We start from the raw sequence: 13,239 nt of genomic DNA on the forward strand, positions 1-13,239 counted from the left end.
CCACTCCCTCGGATCTTAATTTTTTATAAATATAAGAATGTCTTCGCATTTAACTTTTGCCATTAAGCGTCTGCGACTTATTTTTATGTTTCTTTCTTTCCTTAGCGCGAGAGTGAATCCCTGATTGATTGCTGAAAGTATTAACTCGTCGGTAGTCGAGGCTCTTGCCTGCGATTCACCCACGACTAACGCCATAGATGAGCCTTTTTTAAGTACGCGAAAACTCTGTTTGAAAAAACTGGCCATGAAGCTCATGTATAATTCATGACTGTTTTTTCTAGAACGATTTGATCTGGCCCCAGACTCAGCAGAGCGAAGCTTCTCAAAGTCTCTAAAACCTAGGCGTTCAGCAGCAAGCTCGTCTTTATCGAACCACAAGTAACTGAGTCGTTGTGACTTTACATAGTCGGCTACACCGTAATAAGGTGGAGAGGTCATGATGAAGTCAATGTGATCGTTCGGGATAGACTCCATGTTCGCGACACAGTCGCCAGCAAGTAGTTTGTAACGAGATCGAGTTTGTATTCTCGATTCCTTCTCTACGTGAACTTGAACTGCTTTGTGAGAAAATTCAGTTATTTTAAGATATTCATTAGTGGCGTTGCGGAATGTTAATAGTGCATCTTTTGGAACTATCTCGGACGGTTTTGGTTTTACGTTATCGCAAACCCATCCCCAATGACGACCCTGTGAAGAAGTGTTTTTCAGAATTCCGGAGAAAATCGCTAGCAAACACTTTTTAAGTTGTAGGCTTTCAGTTTCAAGTATGGAAGCTAACAATCGATTTAATATGAAAAGGGTGTCCGGGTGATACCATGCACGCAGTTCTTCCTCGTGAGGATGAGGTTCTGCTAGTTTGGTCCCAAAAAGATTTTCAGATTCATTGATAATAACTTCAATTTGCCTTCGAAGACTCTTTGGGTCAGGAAAGTAAAGTTTTGCTTCGGTCATAAGTAACGCAATTGGGTTTGTATCAATCCCAATAAATTTTCTACCTAGTCTGACTGCCTCTACTCCCGTTGTTCCAGATCCGTTAAAAGGATCTAAAACAATATCTCCTTTTTGCGTAAAAGCAGGAATTAGCGTGCCGGGAATCGCCGCAATATAGGTTGCTGGATACCAATGGAGTGAGTGAATTCCCGAATTGCTGAGATTTGGGAACGACCAATCTATATTTTCTAAATGCTCAGTTAAGTTCAAATGGGAATTCATCCGTTTCGGCGTAGAAGCTTCCTTTATATGTTTCCGGGAACTCAGCTTCAAAAATATCGACTTCAAAAAGATCACAGAATGCAGCCGTAACCTTTTTTCTCCATTCGATTATATCTGGCAATAACATTTTAGGTTTGCCTGGTGTCGTCTTAATCAGCGAAATCATACAGCTAGTAGAGTTTTTGCCGAGAATGACTGTCCCCTTGTCGTTGTCAAGAGGTATATTGATTTCACGGCAAATCAGACCTTTTTCATTCCATACGAAATATGTCGGATCATTGAATGGTACATCCACACGATGGGAAATATACTCAGCAATCTCCGCATTCTTAAGTTTTTTGGAAGTATGAAAGTTTTTAAACCATACATAATCAATAAGGTGATATTGGCATCCGGAAATGATCTGCTGTGCCAAAGTCGCTGTGCTTGGATGTTTGCGAAGTTTCTCCTCAAACTCCGGTTCAGTCATATGCCAATTTTCAAGTGTGATCACTTCGTTCTCAACTGCTCGACGAACTAAATCCGTTTGGAGCGCGTTGTATGGAATGCATTCAGGGTGTGCAATTATCATTGTATAGATGCGTTGTCTGAAATCTATCCACTTCTTTAGTGGTTCAATAGCTGCTTCGCTAAAAATGAGTCCAGATTTTTCGTTCAACTTCATGCATTTGCGCAGTTCAACTATGTTTTCTCTAGCATTGTCCCATCCAAGCATCGCTGCCATTCGATGAACGTTGTCGATATTATCGATATCAATGTCCGCGGATACAGCGCTGTGGAATCCAGGTTTTGGACAAACTAGGTTAATTACCGCATCCTGATTGACGTTGTGTTTGCGCAGGATCTTCTCAAGTTGCAACTGCTTGCCTGGAACAATTTCTAGATACGCATTATCTTTGTTGAGCGTTCCGCTAATTAAAGCTGACAGCGTTTCCTCATGATTAAAGTTAGGGGCTACACGTTTGAGTTCAGATTCCACGAGATGGCCATACGGTGGAATGGCTGCATCATGTAAAATTGCCGCGGCGAGTAGCGCCTTTGTTGCATCTATACTTAAATTGCTTTTGTGCGCTAATTCTACAGCAAGATAAGTGACCCCGATCGAATGGGGGAGACGTCTAGATCTTCCGAGTTCTTGGATAAGAGGCACATCAAAATTCATTTGACGCATGTTTCGTAGCCTGTGAATCTCCGGGCTATCTATGAGATCGGCGAGTAACGAAGTTAGGCTTTCATCTGAAAACCTCATGAGCCCATGCAAGATGTCGTGGAATTCCATATGGCCCTTCATTTCAAATGTAGCGGGGCGTAAACCCAAATTGGTCAATTGTACACGCTAAAGGTGCGTATATCACATGCCACTCAAGCGATCCCCATGCTGCCGGGGACGCTACGCCCATGACTGACCGATTTGCACCCTTGATGTCGACATCTTTGGTCAGCACTGTCAGTGCCAGACCAAGCAAAGCCGCCTGAGCAAGGATCATGTACAGCCTTCCTTGGATATCCAGGTAGGCTTTTCCCCGGCAACGGCAGACCGAATAGAGGCCGTACCTAAGTAGGTGAGGCGTTGAACTCCAAGCGCCCGCATGTCTACCCGGTCAAGATCACAGTGCAAGCTTGCAGGGTCGAGCGCCCTTGACGGCGACCCAGCTGCAGTAAATCGCCTAAACAAGATATTTTTTCATCGGGATGCGTTGCGCTCATGTGAGGAAGTCACCACCAATCGAGGAGGTATTTTTAGGGCAAATTTAGGGCAAATCGCAGACCGTTATAGGCCGTTGCTGGCCCTTTTAAACGAGGATTTAGCCCCACCAATAGTGGGCAGTAGCGGTCTGCGGTCTCGTCTGATCGGGTTCGAATCCCTATCTCTCCGCCATTACATAGAAAAAGCCCCGTAGATGAAAATCTACGGGGCTTTTTTGTTTCTGCGAATTCAGCATTCGTTGCGATAGCGCTGAAGCGCGTCGTGCATGGTGAGGTCCTCGGCAGAGAGGCAATTTAAGTAAACACAGCCTCTGCCGACATTAGAGACACAACGCTCACAGGACTCACCGACCCATTTAGAGCCGCGCTCGCAGAGTAGGGGCTGTCATTATTGGCCAGCGATCGGCCGCCAAATCACGACCTGTCGTCGTTTATCCTCTGTCCAGTCATGAGGCCAGCGCTCTCACTAAAGTGGATACTTGCTCACCTCGGCCGTGAAAGGCGCATCCAGCGAGTTCCAGCCACGCTCCCTATTTGAATTGGTTTGAATATGAAAATTCCACCATCAGCCCAAGGTGCTCACCGCGTTTCTGAACGTCAGTCCGTCAGGTCAGGCAGCAGCGCCGCACCCCACGTCGAAGACTGCGAAGTGCTGGTTGCGCAGCCGCCAGCGTTCGAGGATGGCGAGCCGCCAGTCGGCGTGGTTATCCATGCGTATTACCCCGAGGTGCTGAAAGATATCCTGCGCCGTTTGATTAAACTGACTGAACGCCTGCACCTCTACGTAACCTGCGTAGCCGGTCGTGAAGATGAGATATGTGCTCAGCTGACGGCCAGCACATTGAGTTTTTCGCTATACCGGGTGCCGAATCACGGCAGGGATGTTTTGCCGTTTCTGCGGGTGCTGCCGTTCTTGCGTGCCGACAATATCCGCACGCTGGTCAAGCTGCACACCAAGCGTTCGCTGCACTTGGGCGGGGCGATCGATTGGGGCGTTGAACTATTCGATGATCTGCTAGACCCGGTACGATTCAGTCGAGCGCTGGAACACCTTGCCGACCCGGTGCATGTGCCGATGCTGGGTCCTCAGCGATACCTGGTGCCAGTCACCCGATTCCTCAGCGAAAGCAACCGCGCGTTGCTTGTCACCCTGGCCGAGCGTGGCGGTATTGAGCCGCAGGGCATCAACGAAGCGGATTATTTTGCCGGCACCATGTTCTTTGCGCGCATTGAAGTGTTTGCGCCTTTGGAGCGGATTCAACTGACGGGCAGCGATTTCGAAGTTGAAAGTGGCCAGCTCGACGGTACCCTGGCACACACGTTAGAGCGGTTTTTCGGCGTTCTGGCGAATGTTGGCCGGCAGCAGCGCAATATCGACCTTTATCAGCGCTGGCTGGCGAGTCGGCAACTGGCCGCCGTCGAGGTCGAAGGTTTGCCCGCGCGACTGGCGAGCTGGCCGCGGCAACCGGACGTGTTGTTGGTGTTGACCGACACTACGGGTGATATCGGACTGTTGCGTTCCAGCCTGGAAAGCATTGACCGCCAGCTTTATCGGGCGGCGGCCATCGTGGTGCTCTCCAATGCCGAACCTGTAGGCGTGACGCCGGCCGATAATCTGGTCTGGCTACCGTTGGCCGAATCCTGGCCGAGCCAGCTCAATGAACTGTTGCAGGAGATCGACGTTGACTGGTGGTACCTTTTGCGTGGCGGAGACGAACTGGATCCCCACGCGCTGCTTTTGCTCGCCGAAGGCATCGCGCTCAATCCCGGTGTCAGCGCATGCTACAGCGATGAAGACTCACTGACCGCTGAAGGCTGCCAGAGTCCGGTATTCAAGCCGGATTTGAATCTGGATATGTTGCGCAGTTATCCCTATGTCGGCCGCGCACTGGCTTTCAGTCGCGAGGCCGCGCTGTCTGCCGACGGCTTTGATCCAGCCTTCAACGAACTGGCGCCCCATGATTTGCTTTTTCGGCTGATTGAAGCTCACGGTCTGGGCACTGTCGGGCACCTCGCGGATGTGCTGGTGCATCAGGCCATCAATTTCCCTCAGTGGCTCGGTGAACCGCAAGTCATCGTGAACTCGGCAGCCATCGTCGGGGCGCACTTGCAGCGCCTGGGCGTGGCGCATGAGCTGCTGGCCGGACCTTTGCCAATGGCTAATCGTGTGGTCTACCAACATGCGGAACAGCCGCTGGTGTCGATCCTCATTCCCACCAAGGACTGCCTGCCGATGCTGCTGCGCTGCATCGAAAGCATCATGGAGAAAACCAGCTACACGAATTACGAACTGATCATCGTCGACAACAACAGCGAAACAGCCGAGGCCCGGGACTGGTTCAACGGTATGGAGCTGTTGAACAATCCCAAGGTGCGCATCCTGCGTTATCCGCACCCGTTCAACTATTCGGCGATCAATAATTTTGCTGCCAGCCATGCCCGCGGCGATTACCTGGTGCTGCTCAACAATGACACGGCGATCATTGATGGCGACTGGCTTGGTGCACTGCTCCATCACGCCCAGCGGCCAGAAGTGGGGATAGTGGGCGCTAAACTGTTATTCCTCGACGGGACTGTTCAGCATGCAGGTGTGGTACTCGGGTTGCGTGGTGTTGCAGACCACCCGTTTATCGGCGATTCAATGCAGTCCAACGGCTACCTTCACCGCTTGCATCTTGATCAGAACTACAGCGCGGTCACCGCCGCCTGCCTGATGATCAGCACCGAGCTGTACCAGCAAGTGGGGGGTATGGACGAGGTCGGCCTGGCCGTTTCCTTTAACGATGTGGATCTGTGCCTGAAAGTCGGCCAGGCTGAACGGCTGATTGTCTGGACGCCTTATGCGCTGCTCGTTCACGAAGCCAGTGTGAGCCAGAACAACGTCGACACGACCAAGGAGGAAGCCAAGCGCAAACGATTCAAGGGCGAACAGTCGGTGATGTACCAGCGTTGGCTTGCGCAAATCGCCAACGATCCGGCCTACAACCGCAACCTGACCCTGGAGGGTAGTGGCTTCTCCTCCAAATACCGCACCGACACTGATTGGCACCCGTTTGCCAGTCGTGAATTGCCTCACGTGCTGTGCCACCCTCTCGACTCTTTCGGCAGCGGACACTACCGCGTGCGTCAGCCTTTCGCTGCCCTGAAAGCCGCGCAGCTGATCGGCGGAACGGTGAGCAACGAGGGACTGCAACCGACAGAACTGGAGCGCATTGCGCCGGACACGATCATTTTCCAGGGACAGCACACAACGCCTCATCTGGAGTACATGCAGGACACCAAGGCATTCTCCAGGGCGTTCAAGATTTACGAGCTGGATGACTATATTCTTGACGTGCCCGCTGGCAACTTGAACCACGAATTGCTGCCCAAAGACATCACCAAACGCTTGAAGAAAGCCGTAGGGCTGTGCGATCGGTTGGTGGTGTCTACCGAGCCGCTGGCCAATGCGCTGAAGGGGTTCAATGCCGACATCCGGGTGATGGAAAACCGTCTGCCGAGCCATTGGTGGAGCGACCTGACCAGCCAGCGCCAACAAGGCCGCAAGCCTCGGGTTGGCTGGGCCGGCGGCTCGAGTCACAGCGCCGATCTGCAAGTCCTTGCCGAAGTGGTTCGTGCGCTGGAAGGAGAAGTTGAATGGGTGTTCATGGGGATGTGCCCACCAGCACTGCGTCCCTATGTCCATGAGTTCCATAGGGGGGTGAGTATCGAAAAATACCCGCAAAGACTGGCTGAGCTGAACCTCGACCTGGCTTTGGCACCTCTGAAAGACAACTTTTTCAACGCCTGCAAAAGCAATTTGCGCTTGTTGGAATATGGCGCCTGTGGTTTCCCCGTGATCTGCTCGGACATCCCTTGTTATCGTGGTGATTTCCCGGTGACGAGGGTCAGGAACCGTTCGCAAGACTGGATTGCCGCTATTCGCGAACATCTGGCTGAACCCGATGCCAGCGCCAAGGCTGGAGACGCCCTGCGCAGCGTTGTACTCGATCACTGGATGCTCAAGGACGAACATCTGTTGGCGTGGCGAAATGCCTGGCTGGCGGACTGAGCAAGAGGCCAGCGTTGCGCGCTGCTTCTTCAATGTCTTTCGATACCGGCCCGAAAAAAAGCCTCACAGCCTTAAAACTGTGGGGCTTTTTCATATCTGCAGGATCGTGCAGAGCGGCTAGATCTCCTTGACCGGCGTCTCCCCCTGCACAGCCTTGATCAGCCCGATCACATGCAAGCAATCCGCCTTGTTCACATAAGACTCGCCACTGGCGATGGTCTCGTGGTTACCCGCTCTCAGTCTCCAGCGCCATTGTCCTTTGCCGGTGCTCGGGGTGCCTCTGGATTGCCTGTAAATCTCGAAATACATTCAGTTCGCTCCATGCGATTCATTGTGCGACAGCCGGTGTGGCGCATGCTCGCAAGCCTAGCGCAGACGCTTTTTTTGGCTATCGGACATTTGTTTCCAATCGTTCGCGGATGTTTCTGAAGGACGCGGGCTAGAGCGCAGCAATAGGCCTGTGGATTGGCCAAAATGACGCCGTCTGATCCTTGCAACACCGTCGACGCTGCTGCTTAATACGGGACGGCTCATGGCGTCGAATATTGTTCGGTGACCGACAAACACTATAAGAAGAGCACTCCTTTGATTGAGCACGGAAAGCAACAGGCCGGGCTGGTGACGTTATCGCTGGTGGTCCCCGTTTTTAACGAAGAGGACAGCCTCGACACGTTTCTGCGGCGAATCAATCAAGTCTTTCAGACGCAGGCGTTGATCGACCTTGAACTGGTGTTCGTCAACGACGGCAGTACAGATGCCACGCTTGAGCTCCTGCTTGAACATCAGCGGGACGATGCGCGTCTGCGTATCGTCGATTTGAGCCGCAACTTCGGCAAAGAAGCAGCGTTGTCCGCCGGTTTGCAGATCGCGACCGGGCAGATCGTGGTGCCGATCGACGCTGATCTGCAAGACCCGCCCGAGGTCATTGTGCAGATGATCGAGCGCTGGCGAGAAGGCTTTGAAGTGGTGCTCGGTCACCGCATCAGCCGTCGCAGCGATACCTGGGCCAAGCAGACGTCGGCCCATTGGTTCTACCGCCTGCACAACAAGATCGCTGAACAGCCTTTGCCCGAGAAAGTCGGCGATTTTCGTCTGATGGATCGCTGCGTGGTCGATGCCTTGCTGACCCTGCCGGAATCCCGGCGCTTCATGAAAGGCCTGTTCGCCTGGGTCGGCTTTCGCACCACCCACGTCGATTACGAGCGCCCGGAGCGCGTGGCGGGGCAGAGCAAGTTCAATGGCTGGCGCCTGTGGAACTTTGCGCTGGAAGGCATCACCAGTTTCAGCACTGAACCGTTGCGGATCTGGACGTATGTCGGCGCATTGGTGTCGCTGGTGTCTTTTGCCTTCGCCATGTTCATTGTCGTGCGCACGCTGATTCACGGTGTCGACCTGCCCGGTTATGCCTCGCTGATGGTGGCCGTGACCTTTCTCGGTGGACTGCAATTGATCGGCATCGGTGTGCTCGGTGAGTACCTGGGCCGCACGTATATCGAATCCAAACGCCGGCCGGTTTTTCTGGTGCGTCGCGTCTATGACCCCAAGGACTGACACATGGATCTCAAGGAAACCGACATCCTCGGCGACGCCATCAACGAGCACTGGTATTACTGCTCAAAAGCCGCCGCCACCCGGCGTTTGCTGGGAGATGCACCCATCAGCCGAATCCTCGATGTCGGTGCCGGCTCGGGATTTTTCTCCCACCATTTGCTGACGCACACCGATGCACGCGAAGCATGGTGCGTGGATATCAGCTACCCCGCCGACTCCAGCGCGACCACCGCCGGCAAACCGGTGCACTACCGTCGCGGGATCGAAACCATCGAGGCCGATCTGGTGTTGTTGATGGACGTGCTGGAGCACGTCGATGATGACCTCGGTCTGCTCAAGATGTACGTCGACAAAGTGCCATCGGGCAGCAGGTTTCTGATGACGGTACCGGCATTCCAGTTCTTGTGGAGTGGCCACGATGACTTTCTCGAGCACAAGCGCCGCTACACCCTGGCGCAGTTCGAAACCTTGGCGCGTGATGCCGGTTTGACGGTGCAGCGCGGTGCCTATTATTTCGGTGCGGTGTTTCCGATCGCTGCGGCGTTGCGCTTGCTGCCGCAAGGCGCACAAGCCCAAACGCCGCGTTCACAGCTCAAGCGTCATCATCCGCTGGTGAACGGTGTTCTCAAGACGCTATGCAGTCTTGAACTGCCGTTGATGGGCATCAACCGTCTGGCCGGGTTGAGTGTGTTCGTGCTGGCGCGCAAACCGTGACCTCGGCGCAAAAAACAGCATTGATTCAGCGAGGTTTGCGCTTTGCCGTGACCGGGCTGTTTGTCACTGCGCTGCATGCGCTGGTGGCGGTGCTGTTCATCAACTTCATTACTGCGCAACCGCCGCTGGCCAATGGCGTGGCGTTTGCCGTGGCGACGGTGGTTTCCTACGTGATTAACACCACCTGGAGTTTTTCTGCCCGCTTGCACGGACGAACGCTGCTGCGTTTTCTGCTGGTGTCCGTGGGCGGCTTTTTCCTCGCGATGTTCGTTGCCTGGGCCGCGCAGGTTGCCGGGCTGCACTATCTGCTGGGCATCGTTGCGGTGGCGCTGACGATTCCGGCGTTCACCTTTGTCTTGCACTATTTCTGGACCTATCGATGAAGGCGTCACCAAACCATCCGGCGCTGGGCGTGTTGCCTTTACTGCTTGGCGTTCTGGCATTTTTCTGCGTGATCGGACCGCAAGCGCTGGATCCGCAAAACATTGCCTGGCTGGAGCAGGGCGATCCGGCGACGCATTATCTGGGCTGGGAATATTTTCGTCATTCACCCTGGATCTTTCCGCTCGGACTCAACCCTTCCTATGGTCTGGAGCTGGGCAGTTCGATCATCTTTTCCGACTCCAATCCGCTGCTGGCGTTGCTGTTCAAACCGTTCAATGCGTGGTTGCCGGCGACCTTCCAGTATTTCGGTCTGTGGCTGCTGGCGTGTTTCGTGCTGCAAGCCTGGTTCGCCTGGAAACTGCTGGGGCTGATGACCGGCAATCCGCTGATTCGTTTGCTGGGTACCGGTTTGCTGGTGGTTTCACCGCCGATGTTTCTGCGCATGGGCGGACACCTTTCCCTGTCCGGGCATTTTCTGATTCTGGCGGCGCTGTACCTGGCGTTGTTGCCGAACTTGTCTCGACGACGCCTGGCCTGGGGCGCGTTACTGGCGGTGACGGCGATGGTGCATGCGTACCTGCTGGCGATGGTGGCGCTGATCTGGGTAGCAGATCTGCTCGGCAAAACTTTCAGCCAACAACTGACTCGGCGTCAGGGGCTGCTTGAAGGCGTTTCGCTGTTTGCCGTGGTGAGTGTGTGTTGCTGGCAGGCCGGTTACTTTGCCATTGCCGACGGCGGGCAATCCGGCGGTTTCGGGTTGTACCGGATGAACCTGTTGTCGCCACTCGATCCAGCGGGCTGGTCGTTCATCTTGCCGGATCTGCCAAAAGCCAGCGGCGATTACGAAGGCTTTAATTATCCGGGGTTGGGTGTGCTGTTGCTGGTGCCGTTGGCGCTGATTGCCTTGCTTAGAAATCGCCAGCCGCTGAAGGATGAGCTTCGCGTTCGCCCTTGGCTGTTGCTGGCGTTGATCGGTTTATCGTTGTTTGCGCTATCGAACCAGATCGGTGTCGGCGCGCACACGTTCAGCTATCCGCTGCCGAAAATCGCCCTCAAACTGGCCAATATTTTTCGCGCGTCGGGGCGGATGTTCTGGCCCGTGTTGTACGCGCTCATCCTGATGGTGATGTTCCTGCTGGTGCGCGGTTACCGGCCACGTATCGTCGTCGCGTTGTTGGCGCTGGCATTGACGATACAGATTGTCGACACACGCAACGGCTGGATGGGCTTGCGCAACAGCAAAATGATGACGCCCTCCGCACAATGGCCAACGCTGATGCGTGATCCATTCTGGGCGAGTGCGGCGGCGCATTACTCGAAGGTGCGCAGTCTGATGCCACAGAATCAGTCCGAACGCTGGCAAGTGATTGCCGATTTCGCTGCGACCCATGGTCTGAAAACCGACGCTGTTTATCTGGGACGCATGAGTTCCACAGCGCTGGATCAGGCTCGGCAGAAAACGCAGCACATGCTCGAATCAGGGCAATACGATGCCGACTCGTTGTACATCCTCGACGACTCCGTGCTGGCCGATGCCGCCAAAAGCGTCAACAGTGAAACGGATCTGCTGACCCGAGTGGATGGTCTGGTGGTGCTGGCGCCGGGCTGGAAGCGTTGCTCGCAGTGCCTGAGCGTGCCTGATGAAGGACGCCGAATGTCATTGCTGGCACTGATGCGTCCCGGTCAGGCGCTGATCTTCAACTACTCCGCCCGGCAGTTGACCAGCGGTTGGTCGACCCCGGAAAACTGGGGTACATGGTCGGCGGGACAGCAGGCGCAGGTCGACTTGCGGGTGTCACCCGAGGCGCGCTCGATTGCGCTGGAGGTCATGGCATTCGTTTTGCCGCAACACCCGGCGCAGCGAGTGATTGTCAGTTTGAATGGCGAGCAGGTACTGAGCACGCGGCTGGTGCAACATCAGGATAATCATCTGGAGATCCCGATCAGTCCTGCGATCCGTCAGCATCTGGCAGACAACGATCGCCTGACGATCGAGCTGCAATTGCCCGACGCCATCAGCCCGGAACAATTGGGCATCAATGATGATTCACGGATCATGGCGCTGGGCTTGAAACGCCTGACGGTGAACTGACGCTGCGTGGCGATGGACGGCGGGGCCCTGCGCTTTCTACACTGCCGGTATTCCGGGGGGCAGGGGGCAATGGATGAACCGCAATGAACTACGCAAGGCTGACATCAACCTGATGGTGGTGTTCGAGACCTTGATGCTCGAACGCAACGTGACCCGGGCGGCCGAGAAGCTGTTTCTCGGCCAGCCGACCATCAGCTCGGCGCTCAATCGCTTGCGCACCATGCTCAATGATCCGCTGTTCATCCGTGTCGGCCACCGCATGGAGCCGACAGCGCGTGCCGAAGATATTTTCCGCCATCTCAAGCCCGCGCTTGACTCATTGTCGGTCGCGCTGAGTCTGACCCGCGATTTCGATCCGGCCGTGAGCACCATGACCTTTCGCATCGGTCTGTCCGATGACGTCGAGTTCGGCCTGTTGCCGCCGCTGTTGCGTGCGTTGCGCCAGGAAGCGCCGAACGTGGTGTTCGTGGTGCAACACGTCGATTACTGGCGCATCCCCGATCTGCTCGCAGCGGGTGATATCACGGTCGGTATCAGCCAGACCCGGGGCTTGCCGGCCAATGCCAAGCGCAAATTGCTGCGGCACATCCAGCCGAGCATCCTGCGCGCCGACGCCAGCGATACACCGCTGACGCTGGATGAATATTGCGCGCGCCCCCATGTACTGGTTTCGCACACGGCCAACGTCAGTGGTTTTGCCGATGAGTGGCTGGCCGAACTCGGTCGTACTCGCCAAGTGGTGCTGTCGGTACCGCAATACAGCGCGTTGCCGGCGCTACTGGCCGGCACCGACCTGATCGCCAGTCTGCCGGATTACACGGCGGCAGCCATGGCCACTTCCGGATTGCTGTTTAAGGAGCCGTTTCCGTTTAAAACACCGACGCTGGATTTGTCGATGGTCTGGCTCAGCCACGTCGACAGCGACCCGGCCGAGCGCTGGTTGCGCTCAAGGCTGGAGCAGTTCATGAGCGAACGGCCACTGACGCCATCCTGAGCTATAACACTCCCCCTGTAGGAGCTGCGGCACGCTGCGATCTTTTGATCTTCAAATCCCAAGATCAAAAGATCGCAGCCTCGTTTCACTCGACAGCTCCTACAGGGCTTAGTGTGAACCGCATGTGCTATATGTACGACCTTTCTGCCAACTGACTGGGGACCTGCAATGCCACACCTGCACATGGAATACACCGCCAACCTGCCGCAGTTGAACGCCGATGTAGCGTTGATGCGGCTCAACAACACCCTAGTGGGCTCTGGTCAGTTCGCGGCGGAGTTCGATATCAAGAGCCGTGCGGTGAAAGTCGAGACCTTCAAGGTCGGAACCGCCATGGCCGAGCGCGCCTTCGTCTATGTGAAGCTGGCGCTGCTCAGCGGGCGTTCGCCGCAGATCAAGAAGCAGTTGTCAGAAAGCCTGTTGGCAGTCTTGCAGGACCTGTGCGAATGGCCGGCCGGTGTCGAGGTGCAGTTGTGTGTCGAACTGGTCGACATGGATCGCGAGTCCTACAGCAAAACCGCTATTGGCGTGTAG

Annotated in this window: 10 protein-coding genes; 7 read left to right on the forward strand and 3 right to left on the reverse strand. The window is 55.0% G+C overall.

The window, feature by feature from the left end:
- Positions 1-15 precede the first annotated feature (15 nt).
- Together CKW26_RS30380 and CKW26_RS15460 are read right to left on the reverse strand one after the other, a co-directional pair.
- Positions 16-1,200: a DNA methyltransferase gene (locus CKW26_RS30380; protein ID WP_305883318.1), complete on the reverse strand. Its 1,185-nt coding sequence runs from the start codon at positions 1,198-1,200 to the stop codon at positions 16-18.
- Complete coding sequence (locus CKW26_RS15460) at positions 1,187-2,491, reverse strand: HD domain-containing protein (protein ID WP_177409258.1); 1,305 nt, start codon at positions 2,489-2,491, stop codon at positions 1,187-1,189. Before CKW26_RS15460 ends, CKW26_RS30380 begins: the two co-directional genes overlap by 14 nt.
- 978 nt (positions 2,492-3,469) lie before the next feature.
- Here CKW26_RS15460 and CKW26_RS15470 point away from each other — a divergent pair.
- The gene (locus CKW26_RS15470) at positions 3,470-6,970 is read left to right on the forward strand and encodes a glycosyltransferase (protein WP_095049241.1); all 3,501 of its coding nucleotides are present in this window, start codon (positions 3,470-3,472) and stop codon (positions 6,968-6,970) included.
- Between the two features lie 117 nt (positions 6,971-7,087).
- Here CKW26_RS15470 and CKW26_RS15475 read toward each other — a convergent pair whose 3' ends face one another.
- Positions 7,088-7,279 (reverse strand): DUF1508 domain-containing protein, encoded by a 192-nt coding sequence (locus CKW26_RS15475; protein ID WP_016984684.1) that lies wholly within the window; start codon positions 7,277-7,279, stop codon positions 7,088-7,090.
- A 276-nt stretch (positions 7,280-7,555) separates the two neighbouring features.
- On the opposite strand from CKW26_RS15475, the gene CKW26_RS15480 reads away from it, so the two are divergent.
- From CKW26_RS15480 to CKW26_RS15505, 6 genes are all read left to right on the forward strand, one after another.
- The gene (locus CKW26_RS15480; RefSeq protein WP_095049242.1) at positions 7,556-8,521 is read left to right on the forward strand and encodes a glycosyltransferase family 2 protein; all 966 of its coding nucleotides are present in this window, start codon (positions 7,556-7,558) and stop codon (positions 8,519-8,521) included.
- 3 nt (positions 8,522-8,524) lie between these two features.
- Positions 8,525-9,235, forward strand: a complete 711-nt coding sequence (locus tag CKW26_RS15485) for a bifunctional 2-polyprenyl-6-hydroxyphenol methylase/3-demethylubiquinol 3-O-methyltransferase UbiG (RefSeq protein WP_095049243.1) — start codon at positions 8,525-8,527, stop codon at positions 9,233-9,235.
- A complete protein-coding gene (locus CKW26_RS15490) occupies positions 9,232-9,618 on the forward strand; it encodes a GtrA family protein (protein ID WP_095049244.1) in 387 nt (128 codons plus the stop codon). Before CKW26_RS15485 ends, CKW26_RS15490 begins: the two co-directional genes overlap by 4 nt.
- Positions 9,615-11,711 carry a DUF6311 domain-containing protein gene (locus tag CKW26_RS15495; RefSeq protein WP_095049245.1) on the forward strand — a complete coding sequence of 699 codons (2,097 nt, stop codon included), beginning with the start codon at positions 9,615-9,617 and terminating at the stop codon, positions 11,709-11,711. The genes CKW26_RS15490 and CKW26_RS15495 overlap by 4 nt, the downstream gene beginning before the upstream one ends.
- Before the next feature lie 73 nt (positions 11,712-11,784).
- The gene (locus CKW26_RS15500) at positions 11,785-12,705 is read left to right on the forward strand and encodes a LysR substrate-binding domain-containing protein (protein WP_007911372.1); all 921 of its coding nucleotides are present in this window, start codon (positions 11,785-11,787) and stop codon (positions 12,703-12,705) included.
- Positions 12,706-12,873: 168 nt separating this feature from the next.
- Positions 12,874-13,239 carry a 5-carboxymethyl-2-hydroxymuconate Delta-isomerase gene (locus CKW26_RS15505; RefSeq protein ID WP_093438263.1) on the forward strand — a complete coding sequence of 122 codons (366 nt, stop codon included), beginning with the start codon at positions 12,874-12,876 and terminating at the stop codon, positions 13,237-13,239.

Origin of the sequence: Pseudomonas sp. Irchel s3h9 (assembly GCF_900187475.1) — a bacterium.
GTDB classification, from domain to species: domain Bacteria; phylum Pseudomonadota; class Gammaproteobacteria; order Pseudomonadales; family Pseudomonadaceae; genus Aquipseudomonas; species Aquipseudomonas neuropathica.

Excerpts from the sequence above, each read along its gene's own strand:
- CKW26_RS15460 (WP_177409258.1), bottom strand. The coding sequence starts at position 2,491 with ATGGAATTCCACGACATCTTGCATGGGCTCATGAGGTTTTCAGATGAA.
- CKW26_RS15470 (WP_095049241.1), top strand. The coding sequence starts at position 3,470 with ATGAAAATTCCACCATCAGCCCAAGGTGCTCACCGCGTTTCTGAACGT.
- CKW26_RS15475 (WP_016984684.1), bottom strand. The coding sequence starts at position 7,279 with ATGTATTTCGAGATTTACAGGCAATCCAGAGGCACCCCGAGCACCGGC.
- CKW26_RS15485 (WP_095049243.1), top strand. The coding sequence starts at position 8,525 with ATGGATCTCAAGGAAACCGACATCCTCGGCGACGCCATCAACGAGCAC.
- CKW26_RS15495 (WP_095049245.1), top strand. The coding sequence starts at position 9,615 with ATGAAGGCGTCACCAAACCATCCGGCGCTGGGCGTGTTGCCTTTACTG.
- CKW26_RS15500 (WP_007911372.1), top strand. The coding sequence starts at position 11,785 with ATGAACCGCAATGAACTACGCAAGGCTGACATCAACCTGATGGTGGTG.
- CKW26_RS15505 (WP_093438263.1), top strand. The coding sequence starts at position 12,874 with ATGCCACACCTGCACATGGAATACACCGCCAACCTGCCGCAGTTGAAC.